The following is a 21,591-nucleotide window of genomic DNA, read 5'->3' as shown; positions in this document are numbered from 1 at the left end:
TGACTCTCCAAACGCGTCTCATCGAACGGCTCTCCGGTCACCGGAGCGGGCGGGCGGCGTGGCGGCCAGATATCCGAGCACAGTCACGGTCAGCCCGGCGAGGATCGCGCCGGACCGGAGCAGACCGCTCGGCCTGCGGAGCGCGCCGGCCAGACCGTGGGCCACGCCGAGCGGCAGGACCAGGCGGACGTACCGCCGCTCGGCCGCGAGCGCGTCGCCCGGGCCGGTCAACTCCGCCACAGCCCGCTTCGAGCGGCCCTCGTGGTAGCAGCGGCGCAGGAAGTAGCCGAAGCGCTGCCGTTCCGCGGGCACCAGGTGGTCCACCCTGGCCCGCGGGTCGAAGACCACCGCCGCGTGCGTGTGCCGCCGCGCCAGGCGGATGCAGAACTCCGTCTCCTCGCAGCCGACCGGCAGCGTGCCGACCCGGCCGACCACCTCGGAGAAGCCGCCGACCTCGGAGAAGCAGGCCCTGCGAATCGCCATCGAGGCGCCGATCGGGTTGCGGACCGGCGCCGGCTCGGTGGGCAGGCCGCGGTATCCGCAGCCGACCACCCAGCCGAACTCGGGCGGGAACCAGCGCGGTGCGGATCCTCCCGCCCAGCGCGGCGCGACCGCGGTGCCGACGACCTGGACGGCCGGGTCGCCGAACCCGGCGCGAACCCGGTCCAGCCAGCCGTCCGCGGCGGTGGCGTCATCGTCGAGGAACGCGACGATCGGGCAGTGGCTGAGCCGGACGCCTGTGTTGCGGGCGCCGGAGAGTCCGCGGGGCCCGGCGCTGGCGACCGGATGGACGCCGGCGATCTCCCGGTCCACCCGGGACAGCAGCTCGGGGTTGTGGTCGACGACCACGATCAGCTCGTCGTACGGTGCGAGCTGCGCGAGAACCGAGGCGCAGGCGGCGACGAGCTCGCCGAACCGCCGCTCGTGGTAGGTGCAGATGACGACGCTGATCGCGGGCGTGCCCGTACCCTCGCCGGTCTGTGCTTGTTCTTCCGGAGCCAGCAGGGTCACGAGACCCCTCTCGCGCCCGCGCGGGCGTGTTTGCGGCCGGACGTGGCGGTGGCGCGGGTGCGCATCGGCGCGGACACCCGGTGCCGGCGGCCGGCCACCGTCGCGGCCGCCGCGGTCAGCTCGACCGCCAGGTGCGGAATCGGCCTGCGGGGCCATTCGCGCATGATCGTGCGCAGCACGCGGAACCCGTCGGTGACCGCGTTGAGGTTGCTGACGCCGTGGATGCGGGCGTGTTCGTAGCTGGCGACCTCCTCGATGCGCAGGCCGGCGCGGGCGACGCGCAGGTTGAGCAGCGTCTCGATCTCGAAGCCGTCGCCCCACAGCCACTCGCCGGACGCGGGCCGCGGCGTGGTGTGGTCGAGCCCGAAGATCGGCAGGTGGGCGGCCCAGAACGCGTTGTAGCCGTAGCAGAGATCGCTGTAGCTCGTCCGGAACAGCATGTTGACGAAGACGCTTAGCGCCTTGTTGCCGAGTCGCCGGATTCCCGTGATGTCCGCGCTGCCCCCGCTGGCTACGAACCGGGTTCCCTTGGCGAAGTCGGCGCCGCGCTGCAACGCCTCGACGAAGCGCGGGATCTCACCGGGATCGGTGGAACCGTCAGCGTCGATCATGACGATGATGTCGCCCGTCGCGGCCGCGAATCCGCAGGCCAGAGCGTTTCCTTTCCCCTTGCGGTTCTGCTGGACGACCCGAATGCCGGGCATCAGACGCCGCGCGGTCTCGACCGTGTCGTCCTCCGAGCCGCCGTCGACGAGGATGACCTCATCCACGTCGGGCATCGCGCCGAGCACGTGCGGCAGGTTCCGGGCCTCGTTCAGCGCCGGAACGATCACGCTCACCGTAGGAGGCGGCGCGTGATGGTGATATTGCATGACATCTCCAAACCACCGGTGTTGTAGGTGCATGCCGTCACGCTGTGTGCCGTGACCGTTACAGAGTAGGCGGGGCGCCTCGGTGGAGAGCACACGAATCACAGGTAATGCCCGCAAGGTATCGCGGTCCCGGCGAAGTGGACCCAAGCGATAAACCGGCTCAATTACCCTTGGTAGGGCAAATCACACCTGCGGCGGCCGATATTTCCGGTCAGCTGTAGCGGGCGGCCAGACCGCCGCCCAGCAGGGCGAATGCGTCGTCGGCCGCGGCGAGCGCGGCGGGGTGACGGGCATCCGCACTGACCCCGGCGGCCAGGTGTCGCCAGTTCTCCCGGGCCAGGATGCGGCGGACCGCCACGATCTGGCCGGCCGCCACGAAGTCGGCAGGGGCGGGAATGTCATCACTCAGCGCGGCGGCCAGCGAGTCCTCATCCGCGGCGGCGTGCGCGGCCACCCGGCCGGCCAGCGCGGGAGTCTCGAAGATCAGACGGTGGTACGCCAGCACCTGCGGATGATCGTTGAGCCCGGTCACCGGGTCGCGCCCGGCCAGCCCGTGCTTGAAGTGGGCGTGCAGCGCGGCCAGCGGGGACGTGCCCGACGACCGCCCCAGGACCACCCGGGCCAACTCGCCGGCATGGTCGGCGATGCGGTGCAGTGCCAGGTCTTCCTTCGAGGCGAAGTACTTGAACAGCGTCGGCTTGGAGACCTCGGCGGCGGCGGCGACCTCGGCGACCGAGACGCGGTCGTAGCCGCGCTCTAGGAACAACCCGATCGCGGCGGCTGAGATCGCGTCCCGGGTGCGCTGCTTTTTGCGCTCGCGCAGGCCGACACCGATCTCCGTCACGCGGGAAGCGTACCAGGCAAATATTTTACTTGGTTATTTTCTTTACTCGGTTAAGCTTTTTGCATGTCTGTGCCCGGCGACGAGCTCGCGTTCCTGGATGAGGTGCATGCGGCGCTGGCCCGCATGCGTGACACCGCGGCCTACCGCGTCGAGACCGGCGCGGCGCGGCCTGAACCGGCTCTATGTGGTGCTCACTCGGGCCGTCTCCAGGCTGGACGTGATCCACGTCCGGCCGCCGCCCGCCGCGCTGATCCCGGCCGATGCGCCGTTCACAGCCGGTGCGCCGTCCACAGCCGATGCGCCGTTCACGGCCGATCCGCCGGGTACCAGCGACGCCAGGCGCCAGGCGCCGCAGTGGCAGCGCTCGTAGCGGATCGGGCCGGTGCTGGTGTGGTGGCTGGAAACGGTCCGCCAGGTGTGCTGTTCCGTCATGCCCACAACGGTGATGTAATGCCCTTGTGCACATCAACCCTTACGGCGAGGACGCGGTCCTGTTCGCCATAGAACTGTTGCGCCACCCACCGGCCACCGCCGCCGAGCTGGAGGCCCGCTGCCGCGCCGTCGAGCTGATGATCGAGCAGCCGGTCACCGACGGCGACCTGCACGCCACCCGCGAGTTCCTGGAGTCATGGCTGGAGGTCGTCGACGCCACCGACTTCGACACCCGCGCCGAGCGCCTCAACCGCCTGCTGGCCGGCTCCTCCGCCCACCCCCGCCTCTCCAACCACGCCGACGACGGCTGGCACATCCACTACCGCGGCGCAAACCTGCCCCTCGCCTGGCTGCTCCGCACCTTGATCAGCGTCGGCACCGCCCTGCACCTGGCCGGCCGCGGCATGCACCGCCTCGGCCGCTGCGCCGAACCCGGCTGCGCCGCCCCCTTCGCCGACATGTCCCGCACCGGCCGCCAGCGCTACTGCTCCACCACCTGCGCCAACCGCGACGCCGTCCGCCGCCACCGCGCCCGCGCCGCCGCCTGACAGTTGGGCACGTTGATACAGTCTGTTGCAACACTCTGTATCAATGGGCGGACCAGGGTCGGTCAGTACCCGGCCGCGATCCGGACGGCCGCGCTCGCGCCCGCCAGATAGCCGGAGGCGACGGCTGCGGCCATCGACGGCGGCACCGAGGTGGCGGCGTCGCCGGCGGCGAAGAGTCCGGGGATCGCGGTACGGCACATCGGGTCGACCGTGATCGCCTCGACGCTGAGCATCTCGTCCGGCGGGGTGAGCGTGACGCCGAGACCGGTGGCGAGTGGTGACCGCTGGTACAGCACGGCCTTGACCAGCAGCGCCGTGACCGGGAGCGGATCGCCGTCGTGGAACGTGACGGTCTCCAGGGATGTGCCGGGGCCGTCGAGCGCGGCGATCGGGCGCGGATCCCACGCCACTCCCCCGGCGGACAGCAGATCTCGCTGGGCGCCGGTCAGCTCCGCGCCGTTTGTCAGGAGTGTGATCGTGCGCGTCCAGGCGCGCAGGTTGAGTGCGCCGTGCACGCCCACCGCGCTGGTTGCCAGCACGCCCATCGGCCGGTCGCGCATCTCCCAGCCGTGACAGAACGGGCAGTGGAACACGGACGTGCCCCAGCGTTCGCCGAGGCCGGGCAGGCGTGGGTGGCGGTATTCCATGCCTGTCGCAAGGATCAGCGTCCGTGCGCGCTCGTGGCGGCCGTCCGCGAGCGCGACAGTGAAGACGTCGTCCTCGCCGCGGGTGACGCTTACGGCTTCGCCGTGGCGGATCTCGATCGACGGGTACGCCGCGAGCTCCGCCCGGCCCGCCGCGTAGTACTCCGCGGGCGGGCGGCGGTCGTGCCCGAGCAGCCCGCCGATCCCGGTCGCGGCCAGGTTGCTCTGCGCGCCGGCGTCGATGATCAGGGTGTCGCGGCGGGCCCGGGCGAGCGTGAGCCCGGCGCTGAGACCTGCGGCGCCCGCGCCGATGACGATGCTGTCGTTCATGCGTCCCACTCCACCAGTGGCGCGACCGGGCGGACATGCGCGTGCGGCTCACGCGCATACGCGGATAGCATCCGGCGGGTGGATCCGATCAGCCAGGCGATGTCGGCGTTGCGGGTCGGGCGGGGGACGGTCCGGCGGTTCCGGCAGTCCGGCGCGTGGGGACTGCGCTTCTCCGGCCTGCCCGGCAGCGGCTTCCACGTGGTGCTTCACGGCCGCGGCTGGCTGCTGTCCACGGACGCGCCTGTAGAGCTGCGCGCGGGCGACGTCGTGCTGATCACGGCCGGTGCGGACCACGGGCTCGGCTCGGATCCGCGGCCGCTGCGCGGGCTGCCGCCGGTGGCGCTGGGCACGGCCGGTACGGATCCGGGGCCGGCCGACTTCGAGTTCCTGTGCGGCGCCTACCGGCTGGACCACGGGCGCGTGCACCCGTACCTGGCCGCGCTGCCCGGCCTGATCGTGGTGCCCGCGGCGCCGCCACTCGTCGCGCTGCTTGACGCGCACGAGTCGCAGCCCGCCGGGCCGGGCGCGGACACGGTCCGGCCCGCGCTGCTGGACCTGATGCTCACGCATGCGCTGACCCACTGGCTGGCCTCGGCGGACCGGCCACCGACGCCGGATCCGGCGATCACGTCGCTGTTGAGCAGGATCCACGACAGCCCGCAGACCCGGTGGACGGTGCCGGAGCTGAGCCGGGCCGCGGGCCTGTCCCGGGCCGCGTTCACCAGGCGGTTCACGGCCGCGGCCGGGCGGTCGCCGATGGCATATCTGATCGCCGCCCGCCTCGATCAGGGTGCGCGGTTGCTGCGCGAGACCGAGGCGCCGCTGGCCTCGATCGCCCGGCAGGTCGGTTACGCGACGGAGTTCTCGTTCGCCGGCGCGTTCCGGCGTGAGTACGGCGTCGCGCCGGGCCGCTTCCGGCAGGCGGCCCGGACCGGCGTCAGCGAGACGGCGTGACCTGACGTCATTTCGACGCGATCCCGGCCTCCGCCCTGACCGCGGCCCACCCGGCGTCGTCGATGCCCAGAGCGCTCCGGAGGTACGCCGTGGTCGCGCGCTGCACCACTGCCACCCGCGCCGGGTCCTCGTCAGTGGTCTCGGTGACGCCGTACCCGGTGATGCCACCGAGCGAGTGCTCGCCGCCGGGCAGCGTGAGCAGCTCCTTCGGCGACGGGCTGAGGTAGAACCCGTCGGTGAACCACTCCGGCCCGCGCGTGCTGAGCATCGACTGGTCCTTGTCGCCGGCCACCAGCAGCGCCGGCGTGGTCATCTCCGAGAAGTCCGGGCTCATGAACGGGAAGTGCTCGGCCGCGAACGGGCTCAGATCCGCACCGCCGGTGCCGGTCAGCGCGAGCAGCACGCCGGCCGAGACCCGTGGGTCACGCTCGGGCACGCCGTCGAAGCCGATCACCCGTGCGCCGAGCAGCGTGCTCACGGTCTGCGCGCCCCAGGAGTGCCCCGCCACCGCGACGCGCTCCCGGTCCAGCCGTCCCGGGATGAGCGCCTCAAGCACGTCGAGGTTGTCGAGGACGCGGCGCACGTCGTCAATCCGGATCCGCCAGATCTCCGGCTGACGCGGGTCGTCCTGGGGCAGCGCAAGCGTCCGCGAGTCGAGGTGGGTGGGCTGGAGGACCGCGAACCCGGCCGCGGTCCACGCATCGACAAGCGGCGCGTAGCCGCTTGCGGACTCGCCGAAGCCGTGCGAGAGGATGACGACCGGCAGGGTGTCGGTCGTGGCGGGTGCGGAGATGCGTACCCGCAGGTCGTCGCCGCGCTCCGGAGCGGGCAGGATCACCGGGTGCATCGAGACGATTGGTGTCATGGGGTCCTCTGTTCTGGCAGACTCAACAAAGCGGAACCTTGTTCCGCACCCAACGATACGGAACCTGGTTCCGTTTGCCAAGCGGAGTGATGTAGTGGCCTCTGACACCCCCGCACCGCGCAAGCGGGCCGACGCCGAGCGCAACAAGCTGGCCCTGCTTGACGCGGCCGCCGCTGCGTTCGTCGCATCCGGCGTCGAGGTCGCGGTCCGGGACATCGCCACCCGCGCGGGCGTCGGCGTCGGCACGATCTACCGGCACTTCCCCACCCGCGCCGACCTGATCGTCGCCGTCTACCGCCACCAGGTCGAGGCGTGCGCCGAGGCCGGCCCCGCGCTGCTCGCCACCGCCCCGTCCCCGCACGCCGCCCTCGGCAGCTGGATCAGGATGTTCGTCGACTTCCTGGTCACCAAGCACGGCCTGGCCGGCGCGCTGCAGTCCGACGACGCCGCCTTCCACACCCTCCACGCCTACTTCCTCGACCGCCTGCTCCCGGTCTGCGCCCACCTCCTCGACGCCGCCACCCGCTCCGGCGAGATCGCCCCCGGCACGGAACCGCTCACCCTTCTCCGCGGCGTCGGCAACCTCTGCATCGGCGCCGAGAACGATTCGCGCTACGACGCCCGCCACATGGTCGAACTGGTCATCAAGGGCCTGCGAACAAACTGACCACGACACGGCGACGAAAGATCAAGCCCGGACATTCCCTTTTCCCACTCTGTGGGTGGTCCGGCCCGCACGCTCCCGCGGGCACCGGCCCCGCCGTGGCCGGGAAACCCCGACGCCGGTCCCGGACCGTCGAACCCTGCTTCCGGGCCGGCGTGCGGAGCTAGCGGATCAGGGCGCCGCCGAGCACGGTCATCAGCAGGCGGACGTTGTCGCGATTCGTGCCGTAGTCCACGATCGTCATCGGCACGATGGAACGGCTCTCGACGTCGACCCGGGTGCCGCCGTTCTCGGGCCACAGCCGGCAGTGGATCGCCTCGCCCCAGGACCACAGGTTCATGCGGGTCCGCGCCTCGACCACGCTCACCCCGACGTAGACACTCGTCACCCGCGGCAGGCCGGTAAGGGCGGCATGAACGGCACGCCTGGCCGTCTCCACGTCCAGCGGGATCACGATCGAGTCGGTCGAACTGCGCATGCGGCTCCTGTCACTACGAGGCGGACAGGTCCGTTGTCGCACGCGCTGTCAAGATCGGCTAGCGGACTTCCATTTCGAAGATGCTGAAGCCCCAGATGGTGGCGACCTCGGTGCCGTAGAGGCGGACGTATCGGCCGGTGGTGCCACTGCGGGCGGCGGCCTTCACGGTGCCGCCCTCGCCGGACGTGGTGCTGTAAATCGACTTCCAGGTCTTGCCGTCGGCCGAGACCTCGACCCGGTAGCTACGGCCGTAGGCGGTCTCCCAGAACAGCGTGACGCTGCTGATCTTCCAGGTCTCGCCCAGGTCAACCATGATCCACTCGGGTGCGGAGTAGGCGCTGCTCCACCGCGTCGACATGTCGCCGTCGACCGCCTTGGCCGCGCTCACCTCGGCCGACTCCGTCGACGCGAACACCGGCTTGCCGAGCGCGATGTTGGCGCCGGACGGGTTGGCCCTCGGCCCGGTCGCCTTCGGCGAGGGTGTCTTGCTCGGCGAGGGCTTGGCCGAGGCCGCTGAGGTCCGGCCGGGCGTCGGCGAGACGGACGCGGCAGCCGTACTGGACGGCGACGGCGTCACACCGGCCGCATCCACAGTCGACGGGCCGGACGGATAGCCGATGTTCCAGGGAAGCTCGGCGGGAGCGCTTGAGGCGACCGCGAGGTCCGGCTTCTCGTCGGATCCCTGAAGCAGTGGCACGAGCACCGCGACAAGACCGACCACGGCGACGACCGCGACCCCGACCAGCCATGGGCGGACGCGCCGGGAGGGGACGGTGGGCGGGTCGGCCGGCGGTGCGATGGTGGTGGCCAGGACCAGGTCGGAGCCGGCGGGAGCGTCGCCCGTCGGGGGCGTCACGCTGCGGCTCCCGGAGCCGGAAGGCGGTGTGGTGTGAGCCCCAGCGCCGGACGCAGCACCGCCCAGCCCAGCGGTGCCCGACGCAGAACCGGCAGACGCAGAACCGGCAGACGCAGAATCGCTCGACGCAGCACCGCCTAACCCAGAACCGCCCGGCCCAGCATCGGCGGGAGTTGTGGGCTGGGCGGCGAAAGTCTGCGTCGTGGGCAGGGAGGCGAAGGTTGACGGCGCCGTGGCGGTGGGCGAGCTGGACTCAGCGGAAGATGTGCGCTGCGGGGATACCGGACCGAACGCGGAAGACGTGGCGGCCGGGGCAGGCTGCGCGGCCTGCGTCATTGCCCCATCCGGAACCGCCGCCGCGGCCTGGCCCACATGTGGAGCGGTCGGCTCACCCGCGCTCGCCACACCCGCCTCGCCGGGGTGACGTACCCCGGCGTGGGTGTCGCCGCCTGCAGCAGGGCTGGCAGACACCGCCGGTCGGCCGGTCATCGGCAGGCCCCGCAGGGCAATCGCTCGCTGCGGGATCGGCGACTTCGACCGCTCCCGCGCACTCGACAGCGCACCCGGGGCCGGCGGCGATCCACCCGATACCTCACCACCTGCCTCCGCCTGCCCGGCGGAAGCAGGACCAGCAGAAGCAGGACCAGCGGAAGCGGGCTTCGGCTCGGGTGTCGTCGTGGGCGTCTGCGACGACGGCGGAGCGTCGGCAGAAGCCGGCTCAGGACTCAGGCGGGGTGACGCAGCCGAGACCGATGCGGGCTCAGACTTCGCCACCTGCGGCAATGACGGCATGACCGCGGCCGGGGGTTGCGGATCCGTCCCGGTAGCCACGCCCGAAGCCGACCCGTCCGAAACAGGCGGCGTCACAACTGTGGGGGCCCCGAGCTTCTGCGGCGTTTCCGCAGCCGCCGAAGGCGCATCCGCGGCAACCGAGGGCACATCCGCCGCCGAAGACGAATCCGCCGGAACAAAAGCGGCCGGGGCCGACTCGGCGGGCACGCTATCCGATGTGGACTCACGCGTCGGTGACACCGGCGTCACGACAGGCCCTGCCGGCCGCGGCACGGACAGGGCCGGGCCGGGTTGCTCCGAGGAAGCCGCCCCACCAGCCTTCTCGGCCGGACCGGACGCCTCCGGGCCGCCATGGCCGCCGGCCGGATCCGCATCCGGCTGCCGCTCGGGCTTCTCCATGTCGGCTCCCTACAAGTGCAACGCCTACGCCGGAGGAGGTTAACCGGAGGCCGTCGATGGGTCCGAGTCGCCCCGGCATCCCGGAGGCCGGACGTGCGGAACGGCCTTCACGGAGATCCGCGAAGGCCGTCCCGGGGTGATGCGATCAGCTCAAGACTCGAAACCTGGTTCAGTGGCGCGGGATCGAGTCGCCGTTGCGGGAGAGCCACTCGGCGAAGGTCTGCAGCCCAGGGTTGAGGCGGCGGACCTGGTCGAGGTCGCGGACGCCGGTGAAGTAGTCGGCGTGCTCGGTGTAGTACTGGAACATGTTGCCGATCTCGTCGGCGCCCGGGAAGCCGAGCGCGCGGTACGCGTCGTGGCTGAGCGGCCGGTAGACCACGGTCTCGCCGAGCGTGCGGCTCAGCTGCGCCGCCATCTCCTCACCGGTCAGGTGCTCACCGGCGATGTGCACGGTCTGCCCGGCGTACCCCGGCCCGCCCTTGAAGACGCCGTAGGCGGTCCGCCCGATGTCCTCGGCCGCGATGCCGGCCAGTCTGGCCTCTCCCATCGGCAGGTTCAGGACGAGCGTGCCGTCCGCGTCCCGGACCGGCTCCCAGCCGAAGCCGATGAAGTTGTCGAAGTAGGCGGTGGTGCGCAGGAATGTGGTGGGCACGCCGAGCGAGGTGAAGAGGCTGTCCGCCTCGGCCTTCGCGTCGAAGTGCGGGACCGTGTAGGCGTCCTGAAGCGTGGGCAGCCGGGGGTCGGAGGCGGGGATGTGGTCGCGGGTGTCCTCGAGCGTGGACCAGACGACGTGCGCGACGCCTGCGGTCTTGGCCGCGCGGGCGAGGTTGGCCGCCTCCTCCTGCTCGCGGGTGGCGGACATGTGGGCCCAGAAGTTGGTGACCAGGTACGCGCCGTAGGCCCCGGTGAACGCCTTGACCAGGCTCTCCTCGTCGTAGTTGTCGGCTTGGATCACCTCCGCCCCGAGCTTGACGAGTTCCTGCGCCTTCTCGGAGGTGGCGTCGCGGGTGAGCGCGCGCACCGTGAAGCCGCCGTCGGGGTCGTCGAGGATCGCGCGGACCAGGCCGTTGCCCTGGGCTCCGGTGGCGCCGACGACCGCGATGATCTTGTTCATGACACTCTCCGCATCCTCGTCCGGGCCTTTCCGGCCCTTCTAATGACGCATCAACCTGACGACTCCATCGAAGATTCCCGATCGATGACGCATCAACCTGTGACGCGTACCATCGGGAAGGTGACTGACTGGCTGACGGATGACGAGCAACGCGATTGGCGCCGCTTCGTCGAGATGCAGGGCCGGCTGATGGCCCAGATCGCGGCCCACATGCAGGCCGAGGGCAAGCTGTCGGTGCCGGACTACGAGGTGCTTGTGCACCTGTCCGAGGCGCCGGCCGGGCGGATGCGCTCGACCGACCTGATCGAGCGCACCTGCTGGGAGAAGAGCCGCCTCTCCCACCACCTGACCCGGATGGAGAAGCGCGGCCTGATCACGCGCGAACTGCGGGCGGACGATCTGCGCTACTCGGACGTGGTGATCACGCCGGACGGGCGGGCCGCGATCGAGGGGGCCGCGCCGATGCACGTGGCGCACGTCCGGACCTGGTTCGTGGACGCGCTGACGCCGGCGGAGCTGACCACGTTCGCGGAGTTGTGCGACAAGGTCACCGCCCGGCTGGACGAGGCGACGCCGCTCTGCACGGAGGAGCGTCAGGCGGTCTAGCGGGCCAGCATCTCGGCGATGAGGGCGCGGCGCTGCCCATGGGTGAGCGGATTGCCGCGCGCCGCCGGCCGTGACTGCCAGGGCCGGGGGCCGGACGGGCGCCGGTACTCGACGCCGAGCGCGTCCAGCCGGGCGTAGTGGCTGTTCAGACGGTGTTCGAAGTCGACGGGATCACGCGCGCCGGAGGACCAGACCACCTCGGCGAACGCGCACAACCGCGGAAACGCCATGTAGTCCACGGCCCGCGCGTCCGGCATGTGCTCGGTCCAGATGTTGGCCTGGGCGCCGATGATGCGTGCGGGGTCGGCCACGCCCGCGGGCACGGGGTCGAACGCGTACACGTCGGAGACCGTCAGCCGACTCCCGACCGGAACCGGCTCGCCGGGGTCATCGGACTGGCGATAGTCCAGGTAGACGTGCATGTCCGGGCAGGAGACCACGTCGTGGCCCGCGTTCGCCGCGCGCACCGCGGACTCCGGGCCGCGCCACGCGGCGATCAGCACATCCGCCGGAGCGCCGCCCTCCAGGATCTCGTCCCACCCGAAGGGTCGCCGCCCGCGCTCGGCGAGGAAGCCCGCCAGCCGGGCCACGTACCAGGCTTGCACGTCGTCGACGCCAAGCGCGATCGCCGCGGGACTGGTACGCCACTCCGTGCGGTCGCATTCGTCGCCGCCGATACCGACCACCGGCGACGGAAACAGGTCACAGACGGTGTGCAGCACGGTCCGGCAGAACTCAAGCGCCTCGTCCGACACCGAGAGCGTGTGCGTGGAGACGCCCCACGCCTCCATCACCGAGGGCTCACCAGAGCCATTGCCCAGCCGGGGGTACGCCGCGAGCACCGCCTGCACATGGCCGGGCAGGTCGATCTCCGGAACCACAGTGACGTGCCGGGCCGCCGCGTAGGCGACGATCTCCCGGACGTCGTCCGCCGTGTAGAACCCGCCGTGCGGCCGCTCGTCGAACTCGCCGTGCACCCGTGACCCCCGCATGCTGCGCGGCCGCCACGCCCCCACCTCCGTCAGGCGCGGATAACCCGGGATCTCCAGCCGCCAGCCCTGGTCGTCCGTCAGGTGCAGGTGGAGCACGTTGAGCTTGTGCAGCGCGAGCAGGTCGATCAGCCGCAACACGCCCGCGACCGGCATGAAGTGCCGGGCCACGTCGAGCAGGCAGCCCCGCCAGCGGAACCGGGGTGCGTCGGCGATCTCGCCCACCGGCACCGTCCACGGCCCGGCGCCGGTCGCGGCGCGGCGGAGCGCGGCCGGTGGCAGCGACTGCCGCAGCGTCTGAAGTCCGTAGTGGACGCCCGCCCGGCCGCCGCCGGTCACCGTGACCGATTCGGCAGTGACGCTGACGCGGTAGGCCTCCGGCGGCATAGCCTCGTCGAGACGGAGCACGATCGCCCCACCGGGAGCCCGCTCATCTGCGGAGAGACCGGCAGGACCTGCCGCGGTGGGCGGCAGGAAACAGCCGGTCGGCGGGCCGAGCGTGGCGCGCAGCAGGTGCGCCTCGGTGGCGAGCGAGCCGGGCGCGTCAAGCACCGTGTCCGGTCGCAGCACGAACGTACCCTCGGCGAGGAGAACCGACGCGGGGCGCGGGATCATCAGTCCTTCACCGCCCCGGCCAGGCCGGACACCAGGCGCCGCTGAACGAGCAGGAAGAAGATCAGCACGGGTACGGTCATCAGCACCGAAGCCGCCATGATCCCGCCCCAGTCGTTCTCGTCCGGCTTGAAGAAGACGAGCAGCGCCATCGGCAGCGTCTGATTCTCCGTCGCACTGATGATGAACGTGCGGGCGAACAGGAAGTCGTTCCACGCCGTGATGAAGGAGAACACGCTTGTGGCGGCCAGGCCGGGCGCGACAAGCGGGAAGAGGATGCGCCACAGGATCTGCCAGCGGGACGCGCCGTCGAGCTGCGCGGCCTCCTCGATCTCGTCCGGGATCGCGGCGACGAAACCGCGCAGCATCCAGACCGCGAGCGGCAGCGTGAACGCGAAGTGCACAAGGATCAGCGAGAACAGCGTGTTGAGCGCCCCCAGATCCCGCACCAGGAAGAACAGCGGGATTGTCAACGCCTCGATCGGCACCATCTGCGCGATCAGGAACAGCACCAGCAGCGTGCTCCGGAACCGGAAGCGGAAGCGGGTCAGCGCGACCGCGGCCAGGAACGCGACAAGCCCGGACAGCACGACCACCGCGAGCGCCACGATCAGGCTGTTCAGGAAGTACCTGCCGAAGCCGTTGACCTGGAGCACGCGCTGAAAGCTGTCGAGCGACGGCGCGAGCGTCCACGGCACCGGCGAGGCGGACTGGATCTCCCCGGCCGGTTTCAGCGCGGACAGCACCATCCAGTAGATCGGGAAGGCGACGACCAGCGCCACCAGGAGCGCGACGGTGTTCGGAATCAGGCGGCGGGTCACAGCGGCTCCCCGGAGCGGCGCAGCAGGCGCAGGTAGACAAGCGTGACGGCGAGCAGGATCAGCATCATGACCACGCCGATCGCGGAGCCGAGGCCGTACTCGGACGAGGCGAACGCCTGCTGGTACGCGTACACGTTGAGGGTGAGGTTCTGGCCGGCGATGCCGCCGCCGTTGGTCATCACGTAGATCTGGGTGAAGATCTTGAAGTCCCAGATGATCGACTGGATGACCACGATCGCGATGATCGGGCGCAGCATCGGCACGGTGACCCGCCAGAAGGACTGCCACGGGTTCGCGCCGTCCAGTTGGGCGGCCTCAAGCACCTGTTCGGGCAGCGCCTTGATCCCGGCGTAGAGCGTGACCATCACGAACGGGACGAGTGCCACACGACCACGGCACCGACCAGGGCGAAAGCGGAGAAGCGCTGGTAGGTCCAGTTGTGCCCCTCCCAGCCGAGCAGCCGGTTGACAAGCCCCAGGTTGGTGTCGAAGAGGAACATCCAGACTGTGGATCCGGTCATCGCGGGTGCGGCCCAGGCGGCCATCGCGGCGAGCGACAGCGCATAGGCGGCCCACCGGCTGACCTTGGTGAGCAGCACCGCGAGCGCGGCCCCGACCGCGAGCGTGACAAGCACGAGCGCGGCCGCGAACAGCACCGTCGCCCAGAGCACCGACCAGAACTTCGGTGCGGACATCAGGTCGATGTAGTTGCCCAGCCCGACGAACCGGGTCGGCTGGCCGCCGCTGACCTGGGCCTGCCGGAAGTCGAGCACGGAGAGCAGGCCGAGCTGGTAGATCGGGTAGGCGAAGAGCGGGAGCAGCACCGCAGCGGCCGGGATCAGCAGCCACAGCGGCGTGAGATCGCGGGCCCGGCCCTTCACGGCCGGGCCCGCGTTCACAGTTGTCACTTGTTCAGGGCCGCGCTGACCGCGGCGGCGGCCTCGTCGGTCGCGGCGTCCACAGTCGATCGGCCGGTCACGATGTTCTGAAGCATTGTCGGAATGACGGCCTGACTGTCGATCGTGCCCCAGCCCGGATCGACCGGGACGAACGTGGTGCCGGCCGCGATCGTGTCCAGGAACGGCTTGAGCGTGGGATCCTTGGCCGCGATCTCGGTACGGGCCGAGGTGAGCGTTGGCAGGTTGCCCATCGCGTCGAACATCTTCAGCTGGTAGCTCTTGCTGCCGAGCAACTCCAGGAAGTCCGCGGCGAGCGTGCGACGCGGCGTGTTCTTCATGACGCCCAGATTGTTGCCACCGGCGAACGCGGGCGCGATGCTCCCGGCCGTGACGCCCGGCAGCGGCACGACCGCGTACTTACCCTTGACCGCGCCGGCCTCGACCGCGGTGCGGTTGAAGTTGCCGAGGATCGCCATGCCGGCCTTGCCGCTCGCGAACAGCTCGACGGTCTTGCCGCCGGTCAGGTCCGCGCACTGCTGCGGCGGGCAGTTGTCGTCCTTGAGCAGGTCCGTGTAGGCGGTGACGCCGGCCCGGGACTGCGCCGAGTTCAGCGCCGTGATGTCGCCGCCGTTGGCCCAGACGAAGGGCAGCGCGCCGAACGTGTACTTGCCGCCGACCGCGACGCCGAACAGCTCCGGCTTGCGCTGCCGGATGGTCTTCGCGGTGGCGGTCAGCTCCGCAAGCGTGGCCGGTGGCGTGAGGCCGAGCTCGGTGAAGACGTCAGTGCGGTAGTGCAGCGCGCGGACACCGACCCACCAGGGCAGGCCGTACGCCTTGCCGTCGACTGTGGCGCTGGAGCGCAGGTCGGCCGCGAGGTCCGCACCCTCGGACCAGCCGTCCAGGTCCGCGGTGATGTCGGCGAGGCCGCCCGCGTTGACGTACTCGGCGAGGTCGGTGTTGCCGAACTCCACCACGTCGGGCGCGCTGGCCGGGTCGTTGAACGCGCCCTTGAACCGCTCGGCGCGCGTCTCGACCGCGATGTACTGCACGTCGACGGTCACGCCCTGGTGCGCGGCCTGGAACTCGTCGACGGCGGCCTTGATCACCGCTTCCTTCGGGGCGCGGTTCGGCTCGTCGAAGAGCCAGACGCGCAGCGTGCCTGTCGTCTCGTCGGTGCCGGACGTGGCCGGCGCGCTTGTGGAGGGGGCACAGCCGGTCAGCAACGCGGCGGCGACGGCGATCCCCGCAATCCGCTTCTTCATCGGGCCTCCGGTCAAGGAATTATTTCGTGCATGGTTCGTAAATAGTTCGTTGATCTCAGTGGCACCTAGAGTGGGCTCGCCCCGGTCAGCACGTCAAGACCCCGGCGGTCACAAATGCGGCCGCAGCACGCCGGAAACCCGCCCGTCATGATCAACGACCGGAATGGCCCGCCACTTGTCGAACGCGGTGCACGGGTGCGAGATCCCGAACAGCACGAGATCCCCGGGTACGAGCCGCATGCCCCCTGTCGACAGATAGGTGTGGTGGTCGTTCATCCTGGTCACACGCATGCCGATGGCGTCCTCAAGAGCGCCGCCGGACCGCCGTACCCGCTGCGGCTCGGGCAGTCCCTCGTCGTAGGGGGCGTCGCGTTTGCCCATGCCGATCAGCGCCAGGCCCGGCTCGGGCGTGGAGAGCACCTGCGCCCACACACCGAGCGCGGCCTGCAGAACTCCCTGGTCCGCGAGCCGGTTGAACGGCGTGCGCTCGCGGTAGAAGCCGTCATCGTGCGAGACGTAGGCGCCGGAACGGAGCAGCGCGGTGACCGGGCGGCCGTCCGGCAGCGCGCCGGGCAGCCGGTCCGCGACCACGTCGAACCAGGCGCTCCCACCCGCGGAGACGATCAGGTCGCCGTCGATCAGATGGGCCACTGCGCCGGCCGCCTCACGCAGCCGGTCGAGGAAGGCCGCGACCGCCCCCGCGTCCGGCAGGCCGCCCTCGTAACCTGTCACGCCGGCCAGCCGCAACGTCGCGTGATCATGGACCGCGGCGGCCACCACAAGCAGTTCATCGAGGGTACGGGTGCCCGTCCGGCCGTTCGCGTGGCCGAGCTCGACAAGCACCGGGACGGTCGGCCCCGCCCGCCCGGCCGCCTCCGCGCCGGCTACCGAGTCGACAGTGATCATCACCTGGTGGGCGGCGGCCCAGCGCAACGCCGTCGGGTCGAGGACCTGGTTGGCGATCAGGATTCGGGTCGCGCCCATCGCGTGTGCGGCAAGCGCCTGGTTCGCGGTCGCGACAGTGACGCCCCAGGCTCCGGCGGCGAGCTGCGCCCGTACCAGCGAAGGGCTCATGTGGGTCTTGATGTGCGGCGCGAACGTGAGGCCGTGGCGTGCGCAGAACGCGGCCATGGTGGCCACGTTCGCGTCGAGCGCGGCCTGCCGGGCGATCATCAGCGGATAGGTGAAAGCACCGTCGAACAGGCCGTGGCCTGCGGCGATGAAGTCCTCGTCCGGGATGGGCGGCCCAGGGTTGAAGAACCCCTTGGTACGCCAGTCGATCGCTGTCACTGTGACACCCTTCTCGCGGGGCGGGCTTGACCCGCGCGGGCCGAAGCCCCACTCTTAGTCGAGCTTTAGCGCACTATTTTCGAACCTGCTCGAATATCGGTTCCGATCCTAGGTGAGGAGCGGCCTGTCGTGGCGATGGTCATCGGGCTGGTGGTCCACGCGAGCCACCGGCCGCGGTTCGACGCGGCGTCGCGCACGCTGACCGGCGCCTCGCTGGAGTGGGTCACCTACGAACACGAGCCGGAGATCCGCCCGCTCGTCGGTGACCTGCTGCGGCGCAAGCGCGTCGACGGCCTGCTGCTCGGCCCGGTCCCCTACGCCCGGGCCCGCGAGGTCATCCCGGCCGACCTGCCTGTCACAGTCACCCGCCCGGCCCCGCTCGACCTGGCGCTCGCCTGGGGCCGCGCGCTCGCGGACGGCGGCCCGGCCGTACCGGTAAGCATCGACACGTTCGGCCAGGACACGGTGGACGAGGTCGCGGACGCGCTCGGCCTGGACCGGGCGCTCATCGACGCGTGGCCGTTCGACGAGGCGCAGACAGTGGATGACATCGTCGCGTTCCACCGCCGGGCTGCCGCGCCGCTGGTGATCAGCGTGCGCACCGGCGTGATCGCAGCAGGCGTCGAGGGCGCGACAGTGGTCAGCGCGCAGCCGGAGATCGCCACCATCCGCGCGGAACTGCACCAGCTCGCGCTGCGGGTCAAATCCAAGCAGGCCGACGAGCTGCGGTTCGCGGCCGGCGTGTTCCTTGTCGCGCCGAACTCCCCCGACCCGGACCGCGCCCGGATCGGCCTGATGAACCTGCTGCTCAACACGCCCGAGTTCGCCGACTGCTGGATCGAGAACCGCGACCGGCGCGGCGTCGTCGTCTTCGCGCACCGCGCACTGTTCGAGGCCGTCACGCACCGCTGGGTCGACCTGAACGTGCTGGCCAGAGCACAGGAGACACTTGGGGTACGGGTGGTCGCCGGCTTCGGCATCGGCTCCTCCGCCCGCACCTGCGTCGCGCTGGCCGAGCGCGCCGCCGCCCGCGCCGAGCAGGAACCGGTGCCGGGTGCGTACCTGATCGAGGACTCCGGGCTGGTCATCGGCCCGATGGGCGCGGGCGGCACCGCGCTGACGTTCACCTACCGCTCACACGACGAGGGCCTTGAGGGCCTGGCCGCGGAGGTCGGGCTGAGCGCGGGCACACTGTCCCGGCTGGCCGCGATCGAACGCGGGCTGGCCGGCCGGGCCGTGTCGCCGGGCGAGCTGGCCGCGTCGCTTGGGATCACCGACCCGAGCGGACGTCGGCTGATCCGCAAGCTGAGCGAACGCGGCCTGGTGGTGGACGAGGGCAGCGCGCAGGTGAGCCGCAAGGGACGCCCGACCCGGCTGTACCGGCTGGCGATCACATCCGCGGTGCCGGCCCCGTGACCCCACTGGACCTGGTGCTGACCGGCGGGCACGTCGTCGACGTCGGCGGTGGCCACGTCGGGGCATTCGACGTCGGCGTACGGCACGGAAAGATCGCCGCGGTCGCGCCCGCACTTGACGTCTCCGCCGCCCGCGAGGTCGTCGACGTACGCGGCCGCATCGTCACGCCCGGCCTGGTCGATCTGCACACCCACGTGCACGCGGGAGGCGGCTACTGGGGCATCGACCCGGACCCGATCGCCTGGTGCACCGGCGTCACCACCTGGGTCGACGCGGGATCGGCCGGCGCCTACACGCTCGGCGCGTTCCGGGCAGCCGCGGCGCGCGGGCGGGTACGCATCGCCGCGTTCCTCAACATCTCCGCGGTCGGCCTGTCCGGGCGGACCGGCGAGGCCCGCGACCTGGCGCACTGCGACGTGGACCTGGCCGTCTCGACGATCGTCGCGAACCGGGACCTGGTCCGCGGCGTGAAGGTGCGGATGGACCGGGAGACCGTCGGCGACAACGGCCTGGAGCCGCTGCGCCGGGGGCTCACCGTCGCAGAGGCCTGCGGCGTGCCACTTATGGTCCACATCGGAACGTCGCCCCCGGAGCTGACGGACGTGGTGTCGCTGCTGCGCCCCGGCGACCTGGTGACGCACTGTGCGAGCGCGATCGCGGCCGGCTCCTCGCCCGCGCATCCGGCGCTTGTCGACGCGTACCGCCGAGGCGTTCTGTTTGATCTCGGTCATGGCTCCGGGGGTTTCGCCTTCGACGTGCTTGACGCGCAGCTCGCGCTCGGGCTGATCCCGCACACGCTCAGCTCCGACCTGCACGCGCGCAGCGTCTACGGCCCGGTGTTCGACCTGCCGACCACACTGACGAAGCTGCTCGCGCTCGGCCTGAGCCTTGAGGACGTGATCGCACGCGCCACCGTGCACCCCGCGCGCGTGCTCGGTCTACCGGCCGGCACGCTCACCGTCGGCGCACCCGCGGACCTCGCCGTGTTCACGCTTCGCGACGGCCCGTTCGAGGTGGTCGACGCGCACCAGCAACGCCGGATCGCGCCGCATCGGCTGGTCAACGACGCCACCTACGTCGGCGGCCGGCTGCTCACCCCGCGCCTGCCCGAGCCGCCTCCGGCCTGGATCCCGCTGACCCCCGCCCAGCGCCAGGCGCTGCACGACCGCACGAACGCGTTGCGGGCGCTGCTGCGCGAGCCGCTTGTCGGCGCGGACGGCCTGTCCGAACAGTTCCCCCGTTACTCCGTCTAGTTGACTGGTTGTCCGTCCAGAAAGGCGTTCCCGTGCCCAAGCGCATCATCGTCACCGACAAGGCCGCCCCGCCCGGCGGCCCGTACTCGCAGGCCGTCGTGGCCGGCGACTTCGTCTACCTGGCCGGCGCCTGCCCCGTCCTCCCCGACGGCACCTGGATCCGCGACGACTTCAAAGCCGCGGCCCGCCAGTCCTTCGCCAACCTCGCCGCGGTCGCCGAGGCCGCCGGCGCCTCCCTCTCCCAGGCCGTCCGGGTCGGCGTCTACCTCCGTGACTTCGCCGACTTCCCGGCCATGAACGAGATCTACGTCGAGTTCCTCGGCACCGAGAACCTCCCGGCCCGCACCACACTCCCGGTCGCCCTCGAAGGCTTCCAGATCGAAATCGACGCAGTCCTCTACACCGGCAAGTAGTGGTCCCGGTGCCGTCCCTGAGCACCGGGGCGGCGCCACACCCCTGCCAGTTTGCTGCCAGTTTGGCAACAACTGGCAGCAAACTGGCAGCAGGCCGCCTGACGGTCGCGCAGGCCGATATGGCCGTGTCACACCTTCATCAGCTCGTCGTGGATCGGGCCGGAGCGGGGGAGGCGGTGCCACCACCAGTCGTGGGTGGGGTCGTGGTCGTCGGCCGCGTGTTCGACACGGTTGTCGACGTCGGGCTGAGTGAAGGCGAGGAAGCGGCGGTCGATCTCGGCGACCACGCTGTCCACAGCGCGGCGCAGGTCGAGCGGGAGCAGCGCGGTCGCCTGCGCGATCCAGTCCCGGAAACAGAGCGCCGCGATGTAGTCGTGCGCACCCCAGATCGACAGGTCGTCCGGCGCCGCGAACAGATCCGCCTCGAACTTCGCCAGATGTGCCCGCCAGGCGCGCACCAGCAAGACCAGATCCAGGCTGCGGCCGGGCGCGACCGCGACGGTGACCGTGGCGAGAAACGCGAGGTCGTCGTCGGTCAGCGGCATCGGGCCACCATAGCCGCCACGTCCGGCGGTATGCTCGCGGAACCGGCCAGGTGGAAGGGTGGGCTTCCATGTTCGTCACCCCCTACGACCCGGTGTGGGCGGAACGCGGGCTCACCCTCGCCGACTCGCTTCAGGCGGCACTGGGACCCCTTGCGCTGCGCGTCGCGCACATCGGCAGCACATCGGTGCCGGGCATGGCCGCGAAGCCGATCTACGACCTGCAGGTGAGCGTGTCCGACCTGGACATCGCGACCGCCGCCTTCGGGGAGACCTTGACCGAATTCGGCTTCGAGCGGCGCGCCTACACCTTTGACCACGTCCCGGCCGGCCGGGACGACCCGCAGGAGCAGTGGGCCAAGCGCTACTGGAACCGGCGCGTCCCCGGCGAGGACCAGATCAACCTGCACTGCCGCCTCGCCGGCTCCCCGAACGAGCGCCTGGCCCTGCTGTTCCGCGACTGGTTCCGCGCCCACCCGGCCGCGGTCCCGGCCTACGCCCGCTTCAAACAGCAGCTCGGCACCGCCGTCGCCGACATCTACGTCTACACCGACCTCAAGGACCCGGTGATCGACGTGATCATCGTGGCGGCCGAGGAGTGGGCGGCAGCCACGGGCTGGACGCCGTAACCGGACCCTCACCGAACAGGTGGCACGGCCCGCTCACAGGCCGGTTCCGGCCTGCCG

The 21,591-nt window shown here is 71.0% G+C and carries 24 protein-coding genes; 8 read left to right on the top strand and 16 right to left on the bottom strand.

Going from position 1 to position 21,591, the window contains the following annotated elements; translation table 11 throughout:
* Positions 1-18: 18 nt before the first annotated feature.
* The 4 genes from ACIA8K_RS10190 to ACIA8K_RS10175 form a co-directional block, all read right to left on the bottom strand.
* Complete coding sequence (locus ACIA8K_RS10190; protein WP_396057059.1) at positions 19-1,011, bottom strand: glycosyltransferase family 2 protein; 993 nt, start codon at positions 1,009-1,011, stop codon at positions 19-21.
* Positions 1,008-1,850, bottom strand: a complete 843-nt coding sequence (locus tag ACIA8K_RS10185) for a glycosyltransferase family 2 protein (protein ID WP_396057057.1) — start codon at positions 1,848-1,850, stop codon at positions 1,008-1,010. The genes ACIA8K_RS10190 and ACIA8K_RS10185 overlap by 4 nt, the downstream gene beginning before the upstream one ends.
* A gap of 244 nt (positions 1,851-2,094) precedes the next feature.
* Complete coding sequence (locus tag ACIA8K_RS10180) at positions 2,095-2,727, bottom strand: TetR/AcrR family transcriptional regulator (protein WP_396057055.1); 633 nt, start codon at positions 2,725-2,727, stop codon at positions 2,095-2,097.
* A gap of 180 nt (positions 2,728-2,907) precedes the next feature.
* Positions 2,908-3,159 carry a hypothetical protein gene (locus ACIA8K_RS10175; RefSeq protein ID WP_396057668.1) on the bottom strand — a complete coding sequence of 84 codons (252 nt, stop codon included), beginning with the start codon at positions 3,157-3,159 and terminating at the stop codon, positions 2,908-2,910.
* A gap of 26 nt (positions 3,160-3,185) precedes the next feature.
* Between ACIA8K_RS10175 and ACIA8K_RS10170 the strand changes: the two genes are divergently transcribed.
* Positions 3,186-3,707, top strand: coding sequence for a CGNR zinc finger domain-containing protein (locus tag ACIA8K_RS10170; protein WP_396057053.1), 522 nt, complete (start codon positions 3,186-3,188; stop codon positions 3,705-3,707).
* A gap of 62 nt (positions 3,708-3,769) precedes the next feature.
* On the opposite strand, the gene ACIA8K_RS10165 is transcribed toward ACIA8K_RS10170, so the two are convergent.
* Positions 3,770-4,681, bottom strand: a complete 912-nt coding sequence (locus ACIA8K_RS10165) for an NAD(P)/FAD-dependent oxidoreductase (RefSeq protein ID WP_396057051.1) — start codon at positions 4,679-4,681, stop codon at positions 3,770-3,772.
* Positions 4,682-4,759: 78 nt separating this feature from the next.
* Between ACIA8K_RS10165 and ACIA8K_RS10160 the strand changes: the two genes are divergently transcribed.
* Positions 4,760-5,635, top strand: a complete 876-nt coding sequence (locus tag ACIA8K_RS10160) for an AraC family transcriptional regulator (RefSeq protein WP_396057049.1) — start codon at positions 4,760-4,762, stop codon at positions 5,633-5,635.
* Between the two features lie 7 nt (positions 5,636-5,642).
* Here ACIA8K_RS10160 and ACIA8K_RS10155 read toward each other — a convergent pair whose 3' ends face one another.
* Positions 5,643-6,500: an alpha/beta hydrolase family protein gene (locus ACIA8K_RS10155; protein ID WP_396057047.1), complete on the bottom strand. Its 858-nt coding sequence runs from the start codon at positions 6,498-6,500 to the stop codon at positions 5,643-5,645.
* A 94-nt stretch (positions 6,501-6,594) separates the two neighbouring features.
* Between ACIA8K_RS10155 and ACIA8K_RS10150 the strand changes: the two genes are divergently transcribed.
* Complete coding sequence (locus tag ACIA8K_RS10150) at positions 6,595-7,167, top strand: TetR/AcrR family transcriptional regulator (protein ID WP_396057045.1); 573 nt, start codon at positions 6,595-6,597, stop codon at positions 7,165-7,167.
* Between the two features lie 160 nt (positions 7,168-7,327).
* Here the strand turns inward: ACIA8K_RS10150 and ACIA8K_RS10145 are convergent, their stop codons facing one another.
* From ACIA8K_RS10145 to ACIA8K_RS10135, 3 genes are all read right to left on the bottom strand, one after another.
* Positions 7,328-7,642 carry a hypothetical protein gene (locus ACIA8K_RS10145; RefSeq protein ID WP_396057043.1) on the bottom strand — a complete coding sequence of 105 codons (315 nt, stop codon included), beginning with the start codon at positions 7,640-7,642 and terminating at the stop codon, positions 7,328-7,330.
* 58 nt (positions 7,643-7,700) lie between these two features.
* Positions 7,701-8,498, bottom strand: coding sequence for a discoidin domain-containing protein (locus tag ACIA8K_RS10140; RefSeq protein ID WP_396057041.1), 798 nt, complete (start codon positions 8,496-8,498; stop codon positions 7,701-7,703).
* 1,360 nt (positions 8,499-9,858) lie between these two features.
* Entirely contained in the window at positions 9,859-10,803 is a 945-nt protein-coding gene (locus ACIA8K_RS10135; RefSeq protein WP_396057039.1) for an NmrA/HSCARG family protein, read from the bottom strand.
* 120 nt (positions 10,804-10,923) lie between these two features.
* On the opposite strand from ACIA8K_RS10135, the gene ACIA8K_RS10130 reads away from it, so the two are divergent.
* Positions 10,924-11,409, top strand: coding sequence for a MarR family winged helix-turn-helix transcriptional regulator (locus tag ACIA8K_RS10130; RefSeq protein WP_396057037.1), 486 nt, complete (start codon positions 10,924-10,926; stop codon positions 11,407-11,409).
* Here the strand turns inward: ACIA8K_RS10130 and ACIA8K_RS10125 are convergent.
* From ACIA8K_RS10125 to ACIA8K_RS10100, 6 genes are all read right to left on the bottom strand, one after another.
* Complete coding sequence (locus ACIA8K_RS10125) at positions 11,406-13,013, bottom strand: beta-N-acetylhexosaminidase (protein ID WP_396057035.1); 1,608 nt, start codon at positions 13,011-13,013, stop codon at positions 11,406-11,408. The genes ACIA8K_RS10130 and ACIA8K_RS10125 overlap by 4 nt on opposite strands.
* Complete coding sequence (locus tag ACIA8K_RS10120) at positions 13,013-13,831, bottom strand: carbohydrate ABC transporter permease (protein WP_396057033.1); 819 nt, start codon at positions 13,829-13,831, stop codon at positions 13,013-13,015. The genes ACIA8K_RS10125 and ACIA8K_RS10120 overlap by 1 nt, the downstream gene beginning before the upstream one ends.
* Complete coding sequence (locus tag ACIA8K_RS10115) at positions 13,828-14,217, bottom strand: carbohydrate ABC transporter permease (RefSeq protein ID WP_396057031.1); 390 nt, start codon at positions 14,215-14,217, stop codon at positions 13,828-13,830. The genes ACIA8K_RS10120 and ACIA8K_RS10115 overlap by 4 nt, the downstream gene beginning before the upstream one ends.
* The gene (locus ACIA8K_RS10110) at positions 14,196-14,738 is read right to left on the bottom strand and encodes a carbohydrate ABC transporter permease (protein WP_396057029.1); all 543 of its coding nucleotides are present in this window, start codon (positions 14,736-14,738) and stop codon (positions 14,196-14,198) included. Before ACIA8K_RS10110 ends, ACIA8K_RS10115 begins: the two co-directional genes overlap by 22 nt.
* Positions 14,735-15,991 (bottom strand): extracellular solute-binding protein, encoded by a 1,257-nt coding sequence (locus ACIA8K_RS10105; RefSeq protein WP_396057027.1) that lies wholly within the window; start codon positions 15,989-15,991, stop codon positions 14,735-14,737. Before ACIA8K_RS10105 ends, ACIA8K_RS10110 begins: the two co-directional genes overlap by 4 nt.
* 108 nt (positions 15,992-16,099) lie before the next feature.
* On the bottom strand, positions 16,100-17,281 hold the full coding sequence (locus ACIA8K_RS10100) for an alanine racemase (protein ID WP_396057025.1): 1,182 nt from the start codon (positions 17,279-17,281) through the stop codon (positions 16,100-16,102).
* 135 nt (positions 17,282-17,416) lie between these two features.
* Here ACIA8K_RS10100 and ACIA8K_RS10095 point away from each other — a divergent pair, with 135 nt between their 5' ends.
* From ACIA8K_RS10095 to ACIA8K_RS10085, 3 genes are read left to right on the top strand one after another with little or no spacing between them, the layout of a single operon-like run.
* On the top strand, positions 17,417-18,697 hold the full coding sequence (locus ACIA8K_RS10095) for a transcriptional regulator (protein ID WP_396057628.1): 1,281 nt from the start codon (positions 17,417-17,419) through the stop codon (positions 18,695-18,697).
* Complete coding sequence (locus tag ACIA8K_RS10090; RefSeq protein ID WP_396057023.1) at positions 18,694-19,950, top strand: amidohydrolase/deacetylase family metallohydrolase; 1,257 nt, start codon at positions 18,694-18,696, stop codon at positions 19,948-19,950. Before ACIA8K_RS10095 ends, ACIA8K_RS10090 begins: the two co-directional genes overlap by 4 nt.
* Positions 19,951-19,982: 32 nt before the next feature.
* The gene (locus ACIA8K_RS10085) at positions 19,983-20,363 is read left to right on the top strand and encodes a RidA family protein (protein ID WP_396057021.1); all 381 of its coding nucleotides are present in this window, start codon (positions 19,983-19,985) and stop codon (positions 20,361-20,363) included.
* 128 nt (positions 20,364-20,491) lie between these two features.
* Here ACIA8K_RS10085 and ACIA8K_RS10080 read toward each other — a convergent pair whose 3' ends face one another.
* Positions 20,492-20,908 (bottom strand): hypothetical protein, encoded by a 417-nt coding sequence (locus tag ACIA8K_RS10080; protein WP_396057019.1) that lies wholly within the window; start codon positions 20,906-20,908, stop codon positions 20,492-20,494.
* 68 nt (positions 20,909-20,976) lie between these two features.
* On the opposite strand from ACIA8K_RS10080, the gene ACIA8K_RS10075 reads away from it, so the two are divergent.
* Positions 20,977-21,534, top strand: a complete 558-nt coding sequence (locus tag ACIA8K_RS10075; protein ID WP_396057017.1) for a GrpB family protein — start codon at positions 20,977-20,979, stop codon at positions 21,532-21,534.
* Positions 21,535-21,591 lie beyond the last annotated feature (57 nt).

The sequence above is a fragment of the Catenuloplanes sp. NPDC051500 genome (assembly GCF_044454585.1).
In the GTDB taxonomy this organism is placed as follows: domain Bacteria; phylum Actinomycetota; class Actinomycetes; order Mycobacteriales; family Micromonosporaceae; genus Catenuloplanes.
The sequence above is the reverse complement of the archived record's forward strand: the minus strand, read 5'-3'. Positions and strand labels throughout refer to the sequence as shown.

Excerpts from the sequence above, each read along its gene's own strand:
- ACIA8K_RS10155 (WP_396057047.1), bottom strand. The coding sequence starts at position 6,500 with ATGACACCAATCGTCTCGATGCACCCGGTGATCCTGCCCGCTCCGGAG.
- ACIA8K_RS10135 (WP_396057039.1), bottom strand. The coding sequence starts at position 10,803 with ATGAACAAGATCATCGCGGTCGTCGGCGCCACCGGAGCCCAGGGCAAC.
- ACIA8K_RS10145 (WP_396057043.1), bottom strand. The coding sequence starts at position 7,642 with ATGCGCAGTTCGACCGACTCGATCGTGATCCCGCTGGACGTGGAGACG.
- ACIA8K_RS10095 (WP_396057628.1), top strand. The coding sequence starts at position 17,417 with ATGGTCATCGGGCTGGTGGTCCACGCGAGCCACCGGCCGCGGTTCGAC.
- ACIA8K_RS10125 (WP_396057035.1), bottom strand. The coding sequence starts at position 13,013 with ATGATCCCGCGCCCCGCGTCGGTTCTCCTCGCCGAGGGTACGTTCGTG.
- ACIA8K_RS10175 (WP_396057668.1), bottom strand. The coding sequence starts at position 3,159 with ATGACGGAACAGCACACCTGGCGGACCGTTTCCAGCCACCACACCAGC.
- ACIA8K_RS10165 (WP_396057051.1), bottom strand. The coding sequence starts at position 4,681 with ATGAACGACAGCATCGTCATCGGCGCGGGCGCCGCAGGTCTCAGCGCC.
- ACIA8K_RS10080 (WP_396057019.1), bottom strand. The coding sequence starts at position 20,908 with ATGCCGCTGACCGACGACGACCTCGCGTTTCTCGCCACGGTCACCGTC.
- ACIA8K_RS10105 (WP_396057027.1), bottom strand. The coding sequence starts at position 15,991 with ATGAAGAAGCGGATTGCGGGGATCGCCGTCGCCGCCGCGTTGCTGACC.
- ACIA8K_RS10075 (WP_396057017.1), top strand. The coding sequence starts at position 20,977 with ATGTTCGTCACCCCCTACGACCCGGTGTGGGCGGAACGCGGGCTCACC.